13 protein-coding genes, 2 rRNA genes, 2 pseudogenes and 1 other annotated feature are annotated in these 20268 nt (G+C 35.7%); of the genes and pseudogenes, 6 read left to right on the forward strand and 11 right to left on the reverse strand.

Going from position 1 to position 20268, the window contains the following annotated elements; genetic code table 11:
• Positions 1–23: 23 nt before the first annotated feature.
• The 9 genes from ortA to ilvN all read right to left on the reverse strand — a co-directional run bounded on the left by ortA (position 24) and on the right by ilvN (position 10513).
• The gene (gene ortA, locus ACWJKS_RS13480; RefSeq protein WP_165413163.1) at positions 24–314 is read right to left on the reverse strand and encodes a 2-amino-4-oxopentanoate thiolase subunit OrtA; all 291 of its coding nucleotides are present in this window, start codon (positions 312–314) and stop codon (positions 24–26) included.
• Between the two features lie 261 nt (positions 315–575).
• Positions 576–1970: a sigma-54 interaction domain-containing protein gene (locus tag ACWJKS_RS13485; RefSeq protein WP_462959777.1), complete on the reverse strand. Its 1395-nt coding sequence runs from the start codon at positions 1968–1970 to the stop codon at positions 576–578.
• Between the two features lie 305 nt (positions 1971–2275).
• On the reverse strand, positions 2276–3337 hold the full coding sequence (locus tag ACWJKS_RS13490; protein WP_224578950.1) for an IS30 family transposase: 1062 nt from the start codon (positions 3335–3337) through the stop codon (positions 2276–2278).
• A gap of 448 nt (positions 3338–3785) precedes the next feature.
• A complete protein-coding gene (gene pdxT, locus ACWJKS_RS13495; protein ID WP_165414589.1) occupies positions 3786–4376 on the reverse strand; it encodes a pyridoxal 5'-phosphate synthase glutaminase subunit PdxT in 591 nt (196 codons plus the stop codon).
• A 2-nt stretch (positions 4377–4378) separates the two neighbouring features.
• Positions 4379–5248, reverse strand: a complete 870-nt coding sequence (gene pdxS, locus ACWJKS_RS13500; protein WP_165414590.1) for a pyridoxal 5'-phosphate synthase lyase subunit PdxS — start codon at positions 5246–5248, stop codon at positions 4379–4381.
• 212 nt (positions 5249–5460) lie between these two features.
• Positions 5461–7122: a biosynthetic-type acetolactate synthase large subunit gene (gene ilvB / locus ACWJKS_RS13505; RefSeq protein WP_462959778.1), complete on the reverse strand. Its 1662-nt coding sequence runs from the start codon at positions 7120–7122 to the stop codon at positions 5461–5463.
• Between the two features lies 1 nt (position 7123).
• Positions 7124–8788, reverse strand: a complete 1665-nt coding sequence (gene ilvD, locus ACWJKS_RS13510; protein WP_462959779.1) for a dihydroxy-acid dehydratase — start codon at positions 8786–8788, stop codon at positions 7124–7126.
• Between the two features lie 196 nt (positions 8789–8984).
• Complete coding sequence (ilvC, locus tag ACWJKS_RS13515) at positions 8985–9977, reverse strand: ketol-acid reductoisomerase (protein ID WP_462959780.1); 993 nt, start codon at positions 9975–9977, stop codon at positions 8985–8987.
• A gap of 32 nt (positions 9978–10009) precedes the next feature.
• On the reverse strand, positions 10010–10513 hold the full coding sequence (ilvN, locus tag ACWJKS_RS13520) for an acetolactate synthase small subunit (RefSeq protein WP_165414594.1): 504 nt from the start codon (positions 10511–10513) through the stop codon (positions 10010–10012).
• Between the two features lie 316 nt (positions 10514–10829).
• Positions 10830–11052 (forward strand) — a binding site (T-box leader).
• 256 nt (positions 11053–11308) lie between these two features.
• Between ilvN and ACWJKS_RS13525 the strand changes: the two are divergent.
• From ACWJKS_RS13525 to ACWJKS_RS13550, 6 genes and pseudogenes are all read left to right on the forward strand, one after another.
• Positions 11309–12269, forward strand: a pseudogene (locus ACWJKS_RS13525) (aconitase/3-isopropylmalate dehydratase large subunit family protein).
• A complete protein-coding gene (gene leuD / locus ACWJKS_RS13530) occupies positions 12269–12760 on the forward strand; it encodes a 3-isopropylmalate dehydratase small subunit (protein WP_462959781.1) in 492 nt (163 codons plus the stop codon). Before ACWJKS_RS13525 ends, leuD begins: the two are co-directional and overlap by 1 nt.
• Complete coding sequence (leuB, locus tag ACWJKS_RS13535) at positions 12760–13830, forward strand: 3-isopropylmalate dehydrogenase (protein ID WP_462959782.1); 1071 nt, start codon at positions 12760–12762, stop codon at positions 13828–13830. The genes leuD and leuB overlap by 1 nt, the downstream gene beginning before the upstream one ends.
• 86 nt (positions 13831–13916) lie before the next feature.
• Positions 13917–15220, forward strand: a pseudogene (locus ACWJKS_RS13540) (2-isopropylmalate synthase); the annotation flags it as partial.
• Positions 15221–15298: 78 nt separating this feature from the next.
• Positions 15299–16407 (forward strand): IS3 family transposase gene (locus tag ACWJKS_RS13545; RefSeq protein ID WP_462959783.1). Its coding sequence is split into 2 segments (ribosomal slippage): positions 15299–15545 and positions 15545–16407, totalling 1110 coding nucleotides; the frame shifts between segments, so codons are not numbered across the junction.
• A gap of 55 nt (positions 16408–16462) precedes the next feature.
• Positions 16463–16804 (forward strand): alpha-isopropylmalate synthase regulatory domain-containing protein, encoded by a 342-nt coding sequence (locus ACWJKS_RS13550; RefSeq protein ID WP_462959784.1) that lies wholly within the window; start codon positions 16463–16465, stop codon positions 16802–16804.
• A 127-nt stretch (positions 16805–16931) separates the two neighbouring features.
• Here the strand turns inward: ACWJKS_RS13550 and rrf are convergent.
• Together rrf and ACWJKS_RS13560 are read right to left on the reverse strand one after the other, a co-directional pair.
• Positions 16932–17048, reverse strand: a 5S ribosomal RNA gene (rrf, locus tag ACWJKS_RS13555).
• A gap of 116 nt (positions 17049–17164) precedes the next feature.
• Positions 17165–20107 (reverse strand): 23S ribosomal RNA (locus ACWJKS_RS13560).
• Positions 20108–20268: the final 161 nt, after the last annotated feature.

Genomic DNA, 20268 nt, shown 5'->3' on the forward strand with positions numbered 1-20268 from the left:
ATAACCTCCTCTTAAATTATCACCTACTGTGCTATTATTTCCCTAGCTTGTCTTCCTATATTACTTATTTCTTCAACATACTTACCATAGGTGTGGTAATATCCTGGCTCTATTTCAACAACTTTACCTTTAGCAATTCTGCCTACATTAGTTTCAACTTGCACTTCATCTCCTAATTCACAATCACTAAGGCACTTCCCTCTTATCCAACATTTAAGAGGAGTTTTCTTTGTCTCATCTGGTATATTTAAAGCTCTGTCTTCTGGCATTAAAACGATTTCTTCTACTTCAACCCAGATGCCTTTTTTTATCATAATTTATACCTCCCAAATTTAATATTTATTAAAGCACTTTATTGATATACTCACTTTAATATACAGCAATTACCATGCCAAGTAAAAAACACATGCTTTTAAGCCATCGCTCAAATACATGTGTTTTGAATTCGCAAAATATTCTGCATCTTTTTTTTATAATTGAGAATTAAGACTAGTAATTTTAGGTAACCTCAGTGTTTCTTGGGATTAGCTATATGTGCAAATTATTTTGCATGCATAGCAAAAAATTTTGCTATTTTAATATTTTTCTGTTATTTTATGTATCTTTATTTTATATTGAAGATTTTGTCTTGAAATATTAAGGTCTCTAGCAGTCTTACTAACATTATAATTATTTTTTTTCAACATTTTTTTTATTAAGTTTTTTTCAATATTACTCATATAACTTTCTAAATCAAAGCTCTCATATGTATTTGATGTAATGTCATGAACATTTCCACATTTTTCATATGTTATTATAGAATCAAAATAGTTTTCTGTTAAAGTCGAATTATTGTCCGCCATATTCATCGCAGCTTCAATAACATTTGTTAATTCACGAATATTTCCCGGCCAATTATATTCTTGGAGTTTTCTCATCATATCTTCATCGATACCCCTTATATTCTTACATAGAATTTTATTATATTTTTCGATTATTTTGTCTAGAAATATAGTAATATCCTCTTTTCTTTCTCTTAATGGGGGTATATTTATTCTCATTACACCTACCCTATAATAAAAATCTTTCCTCAATTTACCACTCTCAATAAGTTTCTCTGGTTCCTCATTTAACGTAGCTATTATTCTAACGTCAATATATATGCTTTTGGTACTTCCCACAGGCCTTATATAACCATCTTGAAGTACTCTTAAAAGTTTAGATTGAAGATACGGTTCTAAAGAATTAACCTCATCTAATAAAATAGTTCCATGATTTGCCTCTTCAAATAATCCCTTTTTATTCTCTGCCCCTGTAAACCCTCCCTTTTCTGTACCAAAAAGCATTCCCTCTAGTAATAGGGCAGGAATAGCTGCACAATTTATAGGTATAAAGGGCTTATCTTTTCTTAATCCATCATAATGAATACTTTGAGAAAAAACTTCTTTTCCTGATCCAGTTTCTCCATATAATAGTACAGATGAACTTGACATGCTAGCTTTTTTAGCTTTTTCTATAACACTTTTCATAGCAGGATTGTCACCATATATATCACTAAAAGTAAAATGTCTATGAATTTTTTTATTTAAATTTTGCAGTTTACAAACGTTTTCAGTTAGTTCTTTTAGCTGAGTCATGTCTTTAGCTATTTCAATCACTGCTACAACTTTATTATTTAATGTTACTGGCACAGTAGTATTTATAGTAGTGACTTTTTTCTTATATCCATTACCATAATGTTGTATTAAATCCACAATTTTTTTACCGGTCTTTAATACGCTCATAAGTGTAGATTCATCATCTTTTACATCCACTAGATACTCATTAACCTTTTTCCCTATTACTTCTTTACTATCTACACCTTCTACTTTTCCCATGGCACTATTATAATATATAGTTTTACCCTCACAATTTATTACTTGAATTCCTTCCTCCAAATTTTCTAATAGACATTCTAATACCTTGTCTGCGTTTAGAAATTTACTATCCATACTTTATCTTTAGTGAGATCTTGTATAAAAGGTACACAAACCCACTAAATACTCACTTCCTTTCTATATCTGATGTATAACATGTTAATAGTAGACAATTAAAGTTCATCTACTTTCTAATAAAAAAAAAGATTATACTCATGGATAAATCAAGTATTAAATATTTCAAGTTTTTTATTGTTGCCATATTTTTTCACATTAAATCTATTTATTATTATTTTCATTATACTACAAAAACCTTACTTTATAATTTAATTTGTAGATTGCAATATAAAATGTCCGAAATTTTCAAGAAAAATATAATGTTAAGTTGTAATGGTTTTCCGTTCCATCATATTAGCAGATAGACCGTTAAAAATCCTTCTTGGATAATTGTTGATCCAGTGCTGTATTTGCATAATTTGTTTTTTAGAGAATGCTGAAATATCCACACCTTTTGGGATAAATCGTCGTATCATTTTATTGATATTCTCGTTTGTGCCTCGTTCCCATGAACTATATGGATGGGCATAATATACTTTAGTTCTCTTTCGTTTATTCCTTACTGAGGTCTCAATACCCTCGAAATCAAGGTTCTCACAGCCGTTATCACAGGTGATTGTTTTAAATGTTTTTGAGAATGCCATTCCCATTTTACGCTCCAATTTGTCCAATTCCTTCACAACAGCGACCTGTGATTTAGAAGGTATTTTAAAGATTAACTCCTTGCGAGTTACTCTTTCGCTTAATACCATTAATACAGTCTTCGTACCCTGCTTTCCTACTACGGTGTCCATTTCCCAGTGCCCTATCTCATCACGTGCAGCTACCGCTGTAGGTCTTTCTGATATACTTGTTCCTTTGGTATTGTTATACGCCGGCCTTATTTTTTTATAGTTTCTCTTTTTGGCATTCTTTTTAACAGGCAGATCTTTGTTACTTATGTTTAAGAATAAATTATTATCCAAATAGTTATACACAGTTTTGAAGCAAATAGTTGTTTCGAATTGTAGATCTTTATTTGTTATATTTTGAATAGCTGCATACGGAGATTCGCCATATTTACCAATGGCTTTTTCTAAGTACTTCACCAATTTGTGATCTTTCCCTATTTTCAATGCAGGCCCTTTTGCTGTGCCTTGTCTGTCATGTTCTGACTGCCCAATTTCTGCGCTATATTCCATTCGAGTGGTTAAATCACTATTCAATAATTCTACTATTCCTTTAGCAATTTCACGCCTTATTGTACGCTCTGAACGTCCACCTATTTGCTCCGCAATACAGCTTGAATTTAGCCCCATTTTGTATAATGTCTCTATCTTTATACGATCCTCATATGTTAGGTGTTTACCTTTTTTGTTCTCTGTGATAAAATTTGATTGACTCATTTGAAATCCTCCTGTACTTGTGTTGGTTTAGTCACTTAACATTGTACAAGATTTTTTCTCTTGAGTCTTTATTTTTTGTTCTATGGTCATTTCATTTTACAACTTACCCTTTATAATTTAATTTTTAAATATACTCCCACTACCTCTTTACCAGATTTATGTTCAATGTTATTTTCATTTTTATTAGTTTATGATATATTATTCACATGAGTAAATCCACTTAATCGTTCAATTTCAATGCTATTAGGATTATAAAATCTTTCATCGTAGCAATGTTTATTTAACATATACCATAAATAAAATTTTAAGCATACCAAATTGTTGCAGCATAAATGTCTACCCTATAAGCTCCCTAATATTGCAGATTATTTTAAGTATAAATAAATATCCCATACATTTTAATTTTCAAATAAGTTCGAAACTTAAAATGTATGGGAATAATATTAGTTTATAAATAAAGCTTTATTTTATTAGAGCTGCACATATTTATAAAATATTTATGAACTTCTAAGCTATCAGTAAGTTCCGGATGGAAAGACGTAGCAAACATATTATTTTGTTTTGCTGCTACAATTTTATCATCAACAGTACATATTATTTTAACATCGCTTGAAACTTCTGTAATTAATGGTCCTCGAATAAAAACTAGTGGCAACGGCTCACTTGAAATCTCATTGATTACAACATTCCTTTTAAAGCTATCTATTTGGCTTCCGTAGGCGTTTCTTTTTACTTTTATATCCATAATTTCAAGATATTCATTGTCTGATCCCTCAATATATTTAGCAAGTAGTATCATACCAGCACAAGTTCCCCACACAGGTAATCCTGATAGTATTTTTTCTCTTAAAGGCATAAGCATATTTCTTTCCCTTAAAAGTTTCCCTATCGTTGTACTTTCCCCACCCGGTAATATGATTCCCTGTATATCTTCGATATCCTCAATTTTCTTAATCTCTACACCTTCATGTCCAAGCTTATTAATATGATTTATATGTTCTATTACACCACCCTGAAGTGATAAAACTCCAATTTTCAATTTTACCATCCTCTTTCTGCAAACTTCTCTTTAATTTCACTTATTTCTATACCACTCATTGTTTTCCCAAGATTTTCTGAAACTTCAGCTATAACTTTTGGATCACTATAGTATGTAGTTGCTAAAACTATAGCTTTTGCTACCGCCTGTGGATTTTCTGCTTTAAATATTGCTGAACCTACAAAAACCCCTTCTGCCCCAAGTTGCATCATGAGTGCTGCATCAGCTGGCGTAGCTATCCCACCTGCAGCGAAATTTACTACTGGAAGTTTACCATTTTCCCATACGTATTCAATTAAATTAATTGGGGCTCCAAAGTCTTTAGCAATTGTCATTAGCTCTTCTTTTGGAGCATTTTTCACTTTTCTAATTTCATCCATTATACATCTCATGTGCCCGACAGCTTCAACTACATTTCCTGTACCTGCTTCACCTTTTGTTCTTATCATTGCAGCACCTTCTCCAATCCTCCTTAGTGCCTCTCCTAAATTTCTTGCTCCACAAACATAAGGAACCTTAAAATCCCATTTATTTATATGATACTGCTCATCTGCTGGAGTCAAAACTTCACTTTCATCTATAAAATCTACCCCTATTTCCTGCAAAATTTGTGCCTCAACAAAATGTCCTATCCTACCTTTAGCCATTACCGGAATAGAAACAGCTGCCTTTATTTCTTTAATCATTCTAGGGTCAGACATTCTAGCCACGCCACCTTCTTTTCTAATATCTGACGGTACTCTCTCTAGTGCCATTACCGCACAAGCCCCTGCATTTTCTGCAATTATTGCTTGTTCAACATTCACAACATCCATAATTACTCCGCCCTTTAACATTTGAGCTAGATTTTTATTAATTTCATATCTTTCCATAAAATAACCTCCCAATAATTTATTTAATAGGAATAGTATACCATATGTATATAACATACGTAAGTGTATGGATACGCTTATAGTGCGTAATTTCTATAAAATCAGCATAATATTGTTTATAGTTTTCCATTTTTTATACCTTCAACTAACCTATTACATTATATTCTGTTGCAAGAATGCCAACGTATTTTAGCTAAGCTACAGTGCATTCACTATATCTCAAACATCATTTCAAGACTTGCACCAGGTGAAACCATTGGTGAAGCCATTTCATCAGGGGCTACTCTGAAATCAATAACAACAGGTCCTTTCCAGTCTATTGCTTCTTTTAATGCATCCACAACATCGCTGTTATGATCAACTCTAATCCCTTTGACTCCAAAGCCTTCAGCAATTTTTACAAAATCAGTATCTCGTTCTAATGTAGTACTAGAAAACCTTTTTGAGTAAAACACATTCTGCCATTGTCTTACCATTCCTAAAACTCCATTATTTAGTAATATTATTTTAACAGGAATATTATATCTTGCAGCAGTACCGAGCTCATTAAGATTCATCCTAAAGCTACCATCCCCTGCAATATTAAAAACCATTTCTTTCTTTCCCAAACTTGCACCTATTGCAGCTCCAAACCCATAACCCATAGTACCTAGGCCACCTGAACTAATAAAATTTCTTGGCTTAGTATAGGTAAATGCCTGAGTTGCCCAAATTTGATTTTGGCCTACTTCAGTAGTTGTTATAGCTTTACCCTCTGTAATTTCACAAATTTTTCTAATTACATAAAGAGGATTTACATCATCAAATTCATTTATTTTTATAACCCTTGTCTTATCTTTTTTTATTAGTTTTTTTGCATAAATTGTCCATTCATTATCTTCTCTCCCAGGAAGCATTTGTAATAAACTTTTTAATACATCGGTTACATTTCCAATTATCCAGCTATCTGCTTTTATATTTTTTGAGACTTCCGCCTCATCAATATCTATATGGATAACCTTAGTATCTACTGCAAATGTATTAGAATTACAAATAACTCTATCACTAAATCTAGCTCCAATGGCAATAATTAAATCACTTGAAGTTATGCATCTATTAGACGCATATGTTCCATGCATACCTAGCATACCTGTGTACATTGGGTGTAGTCCGCTAAAAGCACCAATGCCCATCATAGTACTACTTACTGGGCACTTTAATTTATCTTGAAGCTTTATTAGTACTTCCTCAGCCTCTGATATGTTACACCCACCACCAACTACAATTATTGGTTTACAGGATTTTTGAATGGATTCAATAGCATGCTTAAGTTGATTTGTATTTACGACTTTCTGCTCTATTACCTGTGGTTTTTCAAAGGAGTATTCACATTCAATTCCAGTTATATCCTTAGGTATATCTATAAGTACAGGTCCAGGTCTTCCGCTCATTGCAATTTTAAAGGCTTTTCTTATTGTAGATGCTAATTCCTCAACACTTTTCACTAAAAAATTGTGCTTTGTAATAGGCATTGTTATACCAACAATATCTACTTCTTGAAATGAATCCTTACCTATTAACTTTGTTTCTACTTGGCCAGTGATTGCAACCATAGGTACAGAATCCATATAAGCAGTTGCAATGCCTGTCACAAGATTTGTAGCTCCAGGTCCAGAAGTTGCAAGACATACGCCTACTTTTCCAGTCGCTCTAGCATATCCATCTGCAGCATGAGCTGCACATTGTTCATGAGTAACTAAAATATGATTTATTCCTTCAAATGAATAAAGTTCATCGTATATATTTAGTACGGCTCCACCTGGATAGCCAAAAATAATATCTACGCCTTGTTCTTTAAGACATTCTAATAAAATTCTTGCACCTTTGTATTTCAAATTAATCCCTCCTTGAGTCTGCGAAAATTGCCCCTTTATTAGCTGAAGAAACTGATTTTCTGTAAGTTCTTAAATACCCCTTAGCTTCCTTCATCTTTCCTTCAGGTTTTCTTTGCTTTAATTCCGCTGCATCTACTAATAAATTTAATGTTTTATTCTCTATATCTATTTCTATCAAATCTCCATTTTTAACTAATGCAATAGGTCCACCCTCAGCTGCTTCTGGAGATACGTGACCAATAGATGCTCCTCTTGTTGCACCAGAAAATCTACCATCAGTTATTAATGCAACACTTTTATCTAGTCCCATTCCGGCCAGTGAAGCCGTAGGGGAAAGCATTTCTTTCATCCCCGGGCCACCCTTGGGTCCCTCATATCTAATTACAACTACATCACCGGCTACTATTTTACCACCATATATTGCTTTTGTTACCTCTTCTTCACTATCAAATACTTTTGCAGCTCCTGTATACTTCATCATTTCAGGCGCAACTGCTGACTTCTTAACAACTGCTCCATCTGGTGCAAGTGTTCCTTTTAAAACTACCAATCCGCCAGTTGTGCTATATGGATTTTGCGCAGTTCTAATTACTGCTGCATCCTTTATTTTTGCATCCTCTACATTTTCATATATAGTTTTACCTGTTACTGTCATGCAGTCCTTATTTATTAAATCCTTACCTGAAAGTACATTTAAAACCGCTGGAATTCCACCTGCAAAATGCAGATCCTCCACATGATGGCTACCTGCTGGACTTAACCTGCAAATATTTGGAGTTCTTGCATTAATTACATTTACGTAATCTAGATCAAAATCTATACAAGCTTCATAAGCTATAGCTGGTAAATGAAGCAAAGAATTTGTAGAACACCCAAGAGCCATATCTGCGGTAATGGCATTTGTAAATGCATCTTTTGTCATGATATCTCTTGGTTTTATATCTAATTTTACAAGTTCCATTATTTGCATCCCTGTTTTTTTTGCAAGACCTACTCTCTCTGAATAAACCGCTGGTATAGTTCCATTAAAAGGTAATGCCATTCCTAGTACTTCTGATAAACAATTCATAGAATTAGCAGTAAACATCCCTGAACAAGAACCACAAGTAGGACAAGCTGAGTTCTCAAGTTCATCTAATTCTTCTAATGTCATCTTACCTGAATTTACTGAACCTACCGCTTCAAACACTAAACTTAAATCTGTAACTTTCCCATTCATTCTACCAGCGAGCATTGGTCCACCACTAATAAATATTGATGGAACATTTACCCTAGCTGCTGCCATAAGCATTCCAGGAACAACTTTGTCACAGTTTGTTATAAAAACTAAACCATCAAATGCATGTGCATCTGCAACTATTTCAATACTATCTGCAATTAACTGCCTTGAAGGCAAAGAGTAATTCATTCCCATATGGCCCATAGCGATACCATCGCATACAGCAATTGTTCCAAATTCAGCAGGGACTCCTCCAGCCATTCTTATTCCATCCTTAACGGCCTGAGCTATTTTATCTAAATTCATGTGACCAGGAATTATCTCACTATAGGAACTAACTACACCTATAAGTGGTCTATTCATTTCCTCGTCTATAAATCCTAAAGCCTTAAATAGTGAACGGTGAGGTGCTTTTCCTATACCCTTTCTTGTAGCATCAGATTTCATAATATCTCCTCCTCAAAACTTAGCTAAACCTTTCTCTTTATTTAATTGTTTCTCATCTTCAATTAATTTATATTCTACTTAATCCAGATGTCAAAGAGAACCAAGTTCAATTTTATATTTTTTAGAACTTGGTTCTCATTAAACACTATTAATAACTTAATATTTAAGTTATTATATTTTAAGTATCAAATTAAAACTATTTTTTCATCCAAGACATCATTTTTCTAAGCTTAGCACCAACTTCTTCTATTTGATGTTCACTTTCTATCCTCTTTGTCGCATTAAAAAATGGTTTTCCAATCTGATTTTCAAGAAGCCAGTCTCTAGCAAAAGCTCCTGTTTGGATATCTCTTAATACACCTTTCATAGCTTTTTTCGTATCTACAGTTATTATTTTATTTCCTGTTATGTAATCACCATATTCTGCAGTATCACTTATTGAGTGTCTCATCATGTTTAAACCACCTTGGTTTATCATATCTACGATAAGTTTCATTTCATGACAACACTCAAAGTATGCCATTTCTGGTTGGTAACCCGCTTCTACAAGAGTTTCAAACCCGGCTTTTATAAGAGCTGTAACACCTCCACATAGAACTGCCTGTTCTCCAAATAAATCTGTTTCAGTTTCTTCCCTGAATGAAGTCTCCATAACTCCAGCTCTTGCACCACCTATTCCCAAAGCATAAGCTAAAGCCACTTCTTTTGCATGTCCTGAAGCATCTTGATGTATAGCTATAAGGCATGGTACCCCTTTGCCTTCTAAAAATTGACTTCTAACTGTATGTCCTGGTCCCTTTGGAGCTATAAGGAATACATCGATATCTGCTGGTGGAACTATTTGACCAAAATGAATAGCAAATCCATGAGCAAATACTAAAGCTTTATTTCTTGTGAGATTTGGCTCGATGCTTTCTTTATATAATTTTGCTTGCTTTTCATCGTTAATAAGTATCATGATGATATCAGCTGCCTTTGCTGCATCTGCTGCAGTCATAACGGTTAATCCCGCTTCTTCAGCTTTTTCCCAAGACTTACTTCCCACATAAAGACCAACAATAACGTCAACACCACTTTCATGTAAGTTTAATGCATGCGCATGTCCTTGGCTACCATACCCTATTACTGCAACCTTTTTACCTTTTAAGTTTTCTAAATTACATCCCTCTTCATAATACATTTTCGCCATTATTAATTCCCCCTAATTTTTCGCTCATATTTTTAGATTATTGCATCTGCATCTTTTTTCATTGCAATAAATCCACTTCCAACTATTTCCAAAATCCCAAACGACTCTATCAAATTTTCAAAAGCACACAATTTACTATTGTCTCCTATAATTTGAATAATTAAATTTATTGGAGTTATGTCTATAATTGAAACTTTAAAAGCTTTTCCGATATTTATGATTTCCCGTCTGTCATTGCCCTCTGCTTTAACCTTTATAAACAACATTTGCTTACAAATAGAGTTTTCATTATCAAATTCCTCAACTTTGTGAACATCCTCTAATTTTTTTATCTGGTTAATTATTTGATTGATTCCTTCATCATCATCATCATCACGAACTTTAGTTAATAAAGTTATTCGTGTTAATTTTTCATCTTCGGTATGACCAGATGAAACAGTGTCAATATTAAAACCTCTCCTGTTAAATAATGAACATACTCTTGTTAGTACTCCTGGGTTGTTGTCAACTAGAATTGACAATACATGTGAAATCAAAAATATCGCCTCCTTTTCCACAATTAAATAATTTCCAATAAATTTGTAAATTGTACCAAACATTTTATGTATCTTACCATCAAAAAAATAAATTGTCAACGTTAATCAGTATATTTTTTTTATTGCATATTGACATATTTTTTTAATCGTATTATATTATGGTACAAGTAAATTTTTAGAAAGTTACTTACAACTATAAAATCTTTGATAAGGGGGAGTTGTCATTTTAGTGTTAAATAAGAGGATGAGATATTGATAAAAATGAAATTGTATATTGACAAACAATGGGTTGATTGATAAAATAACGACTAATATAATAAATACTATGACAGGGACAATTAGGCATCAGGATGTTTTACAGAGAAGGGATAAAGCTGAGAACCCTAAATAATTGGATGTTGAAACTTACCCTCGAGTTGTAGACTTAAACTAAATTGCGCTTAATAGTGTCCTTCTTAGTAGGTCTTACCGGTGCAAACCGTTAACTTAAATTAAGTTATAAATATGGGTGGTATCGCGACAGACTCTTCGCCCCAAGTGAAGACGTCTGTTTTTTTGTACCTTTTTTTAACGACATTTCAGAAGGAAAGTCTCCCACTTCTATGAGTGGGAGTTACATATCCTAACAAATGGAAAACTTCAGTGGAAGTATCAATCTCCTTTTGAAGTCGTTAATGCATCTTCTATGAAGATGTTGCAGCTCCGCAGGAGATGATTTAATATGTTACTATTTAAAATAAAAAATTATACTTTATAAAATGTCTATCAATTTTTAAAAGGAGGTTTAAATTTACTATGGGAATGACGATGACACAAAAAATACTTGCATCACATGCTGGTTTAAAAGAGGTAAAATCTGGCCAATTAGTTATGGTAAATCTTGATTTAGTTTTAGGTAATGATATAACAACCCCAGTCTGACATGGCAGCAGGAATGGCAAGTGGAAAATGTTGGTTTAAAATACCTGAAGCAATAAAATTTATTTTAACTGGTAAAATGCAAAAGTGGGTTTGTGGTAAAGACGTAATCCTTCATATTATAGGAATGATAGGAGTAGATGGTGCACTTTATCAGTCAATGGAATATACAGGTCTAGGCCTCGCTAATCTATCTATAGATGACAGATTTACAATATCCAATATGGCTATTGAAGCAGGTGCTAAGAACGGAATATTTGAAGTTGATACTAAAACTTTGGAATATGTAAAACAGCATTCAACTAAAACTCCTGTAATTTTCAGTGCTGACGCTGATGCAGAATACTCTAGGGTAATAGAAATAGATTTAAGTACTATAAGACCTACTGTAGCCTTCCCTCACCTTCCTGATAATACTAGAACTATCGATGAGGTTGGTGAAGTTTTAATCGATCAAGTAGTTATTGGTTCTTGTACTAATGGAAGAATAGAAGACCTTAGAATGGCTGCAAGTATCTTCAAAGGTAAAACAGTCCATCCTAAAATAAGGACACTAATCTTCCCTGCTACTCAAAAAATTTATCTTCAGGCAATTAGAGAAGGTTTAATTGAAATATTTATAGAAGCTGGAGTTGCCGTAAGTACGCCAACTTGTGGACCATGTCTCGGTGGACATATGGGAGTACTTGCAAAGGGAGAAAGAGCTCTTTCTACTACAAACAGAAATTTTGTTGGCAGAATGGGCCATCCTGAAAGCGAAGTATATCTTTGCAGCCCTGCAGTTGCTGCAGCATCAGCTATAACAGGAAAAATTTGTTCACCAGAGGAGGTAATGTAATGTTTAAAGGAAAAGCTATAAAATTTGGTAACAATGTAGATACTGACGTTATTATCCCTGCAAGATATCTTAATACTTCAGATGCAAAAGAGCTTGCATCACATTGTATGGAAGATATCGATAATGATTTCACACGCAAAGTTAAAGATGGTGACATAATGGTTGCTGGTAAAAACTTTGGTTGTGGATCTTCAAGAGAACATGCACCTCTTGCTATAAAGACTGCAGGAATTAGTTGTATAATTGCTGGAACTTTTGCAAGAATATTCTACAGAAATTCAATTAATATAGGTTTACCTATTTTAGAATGCACAGAAGCCGCTCAGGATATTGAAGAAGGAAATGATGTATCAATTGATGTTTCTACTGGGGTTATCATAAACAAAACAAAAGGAAAAACTTATAAGGCAACACCTTTCCCAGCATTTATGCAAGATATAATTAATGCTGAAGGTCTTATAAATTATCTTAAAGAAAGGACTGAAGTTTAATGAAAAAGATAGCTGTTATTAAAGGAGATGGAATTGGACCAGAGATTGTTCTAGGTGCAATTAAGGTGTTAAATGTAATATCTAAAAAATATAACTTTCCATTTGTTTATACTGATGTTTTAATGGGCGGAATAGCTATAGACAAAACGGGAGTTCCTCTTCCACAGGAAACTATAGATACTTGTAAAAATAGTGATGCAGTTTTACTTGGTTCTGTTGGCGGCCCTAAGTGGGATAAACTTCCTGGAAAATCAAGACCTGAGGCTGGTTTACTTGGAATACGAAAAGAACTTGAGGTTTTTGCAAACTTAAGACCTGCTATTCTTTTCCCACAATTAAAAGATGCCTCAGCTTTTAAACCAGAAATTCTTAAAGGTAACATTAATATTATGGTTATTAGGGAATTAACAGGTGGAATATATTTTGGTGAAAAATCTAGAATAGACCTAGATGGAGGTGCCCAAAAGGCATGTGACACAATGGCTTATTCGACTTATGAAATCCAGCGAATAGCTCGTGTTGGTTTTGAAACTGCAAGAAAAAGAACTAAAAAGCTTACATTAGTTGATAAAGCTAACGTGCTTGAGACCTCAAGACTTTGGAGAGAAGTCGTTACAAAAATGGCATCAGATTATCCAGATGTAACTCTCGATGTACAATTAGTTGATAGTTGTGCGATGCAGCTTATAAGAAATCCAGGGCAATTTGATACAATCTTAACTGAAAATATGTTTGGTGATATCCTAAGTGATGAAGCTTCAATGCTTACGGGTTCCCTTGGAATGCTTCCTTCTGCAAGTTTAGGTAGCAGCACTCTTGGTATATATGAACCAATACACGGTTCAGCACCAGATATTGCTGGCCAAAATAAAGCTAATCCAATTGCAACTATAATGAGCATAGCAATGATGCTTAGATATAGTTTTAATATGGAAAATGCCGCAAAAGATGTTGAAGATGCAGTATCTAAGGTTTTAGACAAAAAATATAGAACATTTGACATAATGCAACCTGGCATGAAATCCGTTAGCACTTCGGAAATGTCCGACCTTATTGCAAAAGAAATATAATAGTAAAAGCCTCAAGAAACTTCGCCTATTGATCGAGGCGAAGTTTCTTTTCAATTATTTCTAATAATTTTAAGGGAGTGTTTTAAATGTCATATAAAAAATATAAACCATATGGTAGTATAAATATTAAAAATCGTAACTGGCCTGATAAACAAATTGAAAAAGCACCAATGTGGTGCAGTGTTGATTTAAGAGATGGTAATCAATCCCTTCCAATTCCAATGAACGTAGACGAGAAAGTTAAATTGTTCAAACTTCTTGTTGATATTGGCTTTAAAGAAATAGAAGTGGGCTTCCCATCTGCCTCAAATACAGAATATCAATTTTTAAGACATTTGATAGATAAAGATCTTATACCTTACGACGTGACTGTTCAAGTTTTAACTCAATCAAGAGAGCATTTAATAAAAAAAACTTTTGAAAGTCTTAAAGGAGCAAAAAAGCAATTGTCCACCTTTATAATTCAACTTCAATTTTACAACGAAGAGTTGTTTTTAACAAAAGCAAGCAAGAAATTATCGATATCGGAGTTACTGGTGCAAAACTTCTAATGGAATACAAGAATAAATACCCTGAAACAGATTTTTCTTTTGAATATTCCCCTGAAAGTTTTACTGGAACTGAGCTTGTATATTCCCTAGAGATTTGTGAAGCTATATTAGATGTTTGGAAACCAACTCCCGCAAAAAAAGTTATTTTAAACTTACCATCAACAGTTGAGATGGCTACTCCTAATATTTATGCAGATCAAATCGAATGGTTCTGCATGAACATTAAAAATAGAGAAAGCGTTCTAATAATTCTTCATACTCATAACGACCGAGGTACTAGTACTGCGGCATCAGAGCTTGGAATTCTTGCAGGAGCTGACAGAGTTGAAGGCACTCTATTTGGTAATGGTGAGCGAACTGGGAATCTTGATATTATGGCAATTGCTTTAAATATGCATGTTCAAGGGATAAATCCTGAATTAAATTTTTCAAAACTTTATGAGATTGCAGCAGTCTATGAAGACTGCACTAAAATGAAGGTTCATGAGCGTCATCCATATGCCGGAAAACTTGTATACACAGCTTTTTCTGGTTCACACCAAGATGCAATCAAAAAAGGGTTTAAAGCTAATCATGATTCAAATAGTAATTTTTAGGAAGTTCCTTATCTTCCAATTGACCCACACGATGTTGGCAGAGAGTATGAAGAAATAATTCGTATCAACAGTCAATCTGGTAAAGGTGGTGCTGCTTTTATAATGGAAAATGAATTTGGCTTTGTTTTACCTAAATCTATGCAGAATGATTTTGGCACACTCGTAAAGAACCAAACAGATCTTCTAGGAACAGAGCTTTCATCAATTCAAATTTATGATCTATTTAAAAGTGAATACTTGGATAGGTTATAATTAGTTGTACAGTAAATATTCGGACATGATATAATATAAAAATAAGTGAAAGAGAGAGTGGGTTATATCATGGGAAGAAACGGAAAAAATTACACTGAGGAATTTAAAAAACAACTAGTAGCACTTAGAAACAATGGTAAGGTTATTGCAGAAATATCAAGAGAATATGGCGTGGCTAAATCAACTATTAATAAATGGGTCGCAGATTATAGTAATACTGGATCATTTAAAGCAAAAGATAACCGTAGCGATGCTGAAAATGAGTTACTCAAATTGAAAAAAGAAAATACTAGGTTAGAGATGGAAAATGATATTTTAAAGCAAGCAGCGCTGATAATGGGACGAAAATAGAACTTATTTTAGCGAATAAGTATAAATACAGTATTAGCGCAATGTGCAGAGCACTAGGCATTCCAAGAGGATTAGTTTACTATAAACGTAAAGAACGCAGATTTAATTCAGATTTAGAAAATACAATTATAAAGATTTTTAAAGATAGTAAGAATAACTACGGTACAAGAAAAATAAAGGTTGAACTATCCAAGAAAGAAATTCAGGTATCAAGAGCTAAAATAGCATGTATAATGAAGAAATATGGACTAGTATCAAATTATACTATTAAACAGTTTAAAATACATAAATCTAGTTGTAACAATGATAAAGTTGAGGACATCGTTAATAGAGATTTTCAAAATAGATCCAATCTAGATGTTGTTGTAAGTGACCTAACCTATGTAAATGTTGCTGGGAAATGGCACTACATATGCCTTCTTATAAATTTACATAATAGAGAGTTAATAAGTTACTCTGTGGGTAAGAATAAGGATGCTAAGCTTGTTTATAAGGCCTTTATGAGAGCAGATTGTAACCTAAGCAACATAAATATATTCCATACAGACAGGGGAAATGAATTTAAAAATAACATTATAGATGAGGTTTTAGAAACATTTAATATCCAAAGATCACTTAGTAAAAAAGGTTGTCCATACGATAACGCAGTTGCAGAGGCAACATATAAAATAATAAAAACAGAGTTTGCATATGATAGAGTATTTAGCAGTTTTGAGGAATTGGAACGTGAGCTATTTGATTATGTAAACTGGTATAATAACCATAGAATTCATGGTTCATTAAACTATATGACACCAAAAGAATATAAGGCTAAGATGTCCGAATAAAGTTTGTATAATAAAGTATTGACAATCCAACTTAAATATAAAATCCCCAAATTTATTGAAAAGTTATACCATCCAATCAGTACAAAACGTTGAAACAGATGAAAATATAGTTAACATCCAGGCATTAATTTCAGTAAGTGGTAAAGTGATGAATATTTCTGGAGTTGGAAACGGTCCAGTAGACGCCTTCTTCAATGCGCTACATGGTTCAAACATTAATGGTTATAACTTTATATCTTATGATGAACATGCTCTAGGCAGTGGTTCGAACTCAAAAGCTGCCACTTATATACAAATAGAATACAATGGCCAAAGGTATTTTGGGGTTGGTGTTTCTTCGAATATTGATACATCTTCACTAAATGCTCTATTTAGTGCTATTAATAGAAAAAGTTAAGTGCCCCATGCCCGACGCACTAATAAAAGGAGCTTATCCATTTAGGTCAAGCTCCTTTTATTAATGTTTTCACTTGTTATATTATACAAAATAAAAACCACTAAGTTAAACTTAGCGGTCTTTTCTTACCTGGCGACAACCTACTCTTCCACAAGGTCACCCCTGCAGTACCATCGGCGCATTGAAGCTTAACCTTCGTGTTCGGTATGGGAACGGGTGTTACCTTCATGCCATAATCACCAGATTGAGAATATAAATATTCTCTGAAAATTGCACAGTGAATTAGTCTTTTCGCTCACGCTCAAAGCCTCGCTTCTTTCTTACGAAAGAAGTATATCGCATTACTTTTAATTATATATTTAGGTCAAGCCCTCGACTTATTAGTATTAGTCAGCTGAACATGTTACCATGCTTACACCTCTAACCTATCAACCTGGTGGTCTTCCAGGAGTCTTACTAACACCGCACTTACGTGCGAGTTATGGGAAATCTCATCTCAGGGTGGGCTTCACGCTTAGATGCTTTCAGCGTTTATCCCTTCCAAACATAGCTACCCAGCGATGCCACTGGCGTGACAACTGGTGCACCAGAGGTTTGTCCATCCCGGTCCTCTCGTACTAAGGACAGCTCCCTTCAAATTTCCTACGCCCGCGACGGATAGGGACCGAACTGTCTCACGACGTTCTGAACCCAGCTCGCGTGCCGCTTTAATGGGCGAACAGCCCAACCCTTGGGACCTACTTCAGCCCCAGGATGCGACGAGCCGACATCGAGGTGCCAAACCTCCCCGTCGATGTGGACTCTTGGGGGAGATCAGCCTGTTATCCCCGAGGTAGCTTTTATCCGTTGAGCGATGGCCCTCCCACGAGGTACCACCGGATCACTAAGCCCGACTTTCGTCCCTGCTCCACTTGTAAGTGTCGCAGTCAGGCTCCCTTCTGCCTTTGCACTCTTCGCGCGATTTCCAACCGCGCTGAGGGAACCTTTGGGCGCCTCCGTTACTTTTTTGGAGGCGACCGCCCCAGTCAAACTGCCCACCTAACAATGTCCTGTGACCAGATTCATGGCCTCCAGTTAGAACCTCAGTACTGTCAGGGTGGTATCCCAAGGATGACTCCACACAGGCTGACGCCCATGTTTCTCAGTCTCCCACCTATCCTGTACAGACAATACCGAAATTCAATGCTAAGCTACAGTAAAGCTCTACGGGGTCTTTCCGTCCAATCGCGGGTAGCAAGCATCTTCACTTGCACTACAATTTCGCCGGATGTGTTGTTGAGACAGTGCCCAAATCATTACGCCATTCGTGCGGGTCGGAACTTACCCGACAAGGAATTTCGCTACCTTAGGACCGTTATAGTTACGGCCGCCGTTTACTGGGGCTTAAGTTCATACCTTCGCTTGCGCTAAGTAATCCCCTTAACCTTCCAGCACCGGGCAGGCGTCAGCCCCTATACATCAGCTTTCGCTTTAGCAGAGACCTGTGTTTTTGCTAAACAGTTGCTTGGGCCTATTCTCTGCGACCTACTTACGTAGGCACCCCTTCTCCCGAAGTTACGGGGTCAATTTGCCGAGTTCCTTAACAACAATTCTTCCGATGGTCTTAGGATTCTCTCCTCACCTACCTGTGTCGGTTTGCGGTACGGGCACCAATATCCTCGATAGAGACTTTTCTTGGCAGCGTGGAATCAGATACTTCAGGAATAAATTCCCTTCCCCATCACATCTCAGCGTTAAGAGCAAACGGATTTGCCTGTCTGCTCCGCCTAAATGCTTAGACACACATCCAATAGTGTGCACATCTTATCCTCCTGCGTCATCCCATTTCTAATAACGTCCATTGGTGGTATCGGAATATCAACCGATTGTCCATCACCTACGCCTTTCGGCCTCGGCTTAGGTCCCGACTAACCCTGAGAGGACGAGCCTTCCTCAGGAAACCTTAGGTTTTCGACCGTTAAGATTCTCACTTAACTCTCGCTACTCATGCCAACATTCTCACTTCTGTACCGTCCACCACTCCTTACGGTATGACTTCAGCCAGTACAGAAAGCTCCTCTACCGCGTACACAATTGTGTACACCCATAGCTTCGGTGGTAAGTTTTAGCCCCGGACATCTTCGGCGCAGGATCTCTTGACTAGTGAGCTATTACGCACTCTTTAAATGAGTGGCTGCTTCTGAGCCAACATCCTAGTTGTCTTAGAAATCCCACATCCTTTTCCACTTAACTTACACTTTGGGACCTTAGCTGATGGTCTGGGCTGTTTCCCTTTTGACTACGGATCTTATCATTCGCAGTCTGACTGCCGAAATAAAAGTATATGGCATTCGGAGTTTGATAGGGTTCAGTAACTGTTGTCAGCCCCTAGCCCATTCAGTGCTCTACCTCCATTACTCAATTAATCGACGCTAGCCCTAAAGCTATTTCGAGGAGAACCAGCTATCTCCGAGTTCGATTGGAATTTCTCCGCTATCCACAGCTCATCCCATGGTTTTTCAACACCAACGTGGTTCGGACCTCCACGGAATTTTACTTCCGCTTCATCCTGGCCATGGATAGGTCACCCGGTTTCGGGTCTACGACATGCAACTTCGTGAACTTGCGTTCACAACGCCCTATTCAGACTTGGTTTCCCTTCGGCTCCGTACCTTAAGTACTTAACCTTGCTACATATCGTAACTCGTTGGCTCGTTCTACAAAAAGCACGCCGTCACACATATAAAGTGCTTCGACCGGTTGTAGGCACACGGTTTCAGGTTCTATTTCACTCCCCTTCCGGGGTTCTTTTCACCTTTCCCTCACGGTACTTCTTCACTATCGGTCACTAGGTAGTATTTAGCCTTGGGAGGTGGTCCTCCCAGCTTCCCACAAGGTTTCACGTGTCTCGTGGTACTCTGGATTAGATCTGACTGTTTTTCCTTTTCATTTACAGGCCTATTACCTTCTGCGGAGCAGCTTTCCAGCTATCTTCAATTAAGGAATTGCAGTATTTATGATCTATCCTCAACCCCCAGATCAAAGACCTGGGTTTGGGCTCTTTCCCTTTCGCTCGCCGCTACTTAGGAAATCGATGTTTCTTTCTCTTCCTCCGGGTACTTAGATGTTTCAGTTCCCCGGGTCTACCTCTGCATACCTATTTATTCAGTATGCAGTACATAGTTGTTACTATGTGGGTTCCCCCATTCGGAAATCTTTGGATCACAGGCTATTTGCGCCTACCCAAAGCTTATCGCAGCTTAACGCGTCCTTCTTCGGCTCCTAGTGCCAAGGCATTCGCCATGCGCCCTTTGTAGCTTGACCTTGATTCTGTCTATTTACATAGACGGTTATATTAATTTTGCGAAATTGTATTAAATTAATTTATAAACTACTTGCGTAGTTTTAATTTTTTTAAAACAACTTTTTTCACTGTGCAATTTTCAAAGAACATTTTAAGAAAAACTATTCATTATCTAACTCCT

This window comes from Clostridium sp. CM038, assembly GCF_055081105.1.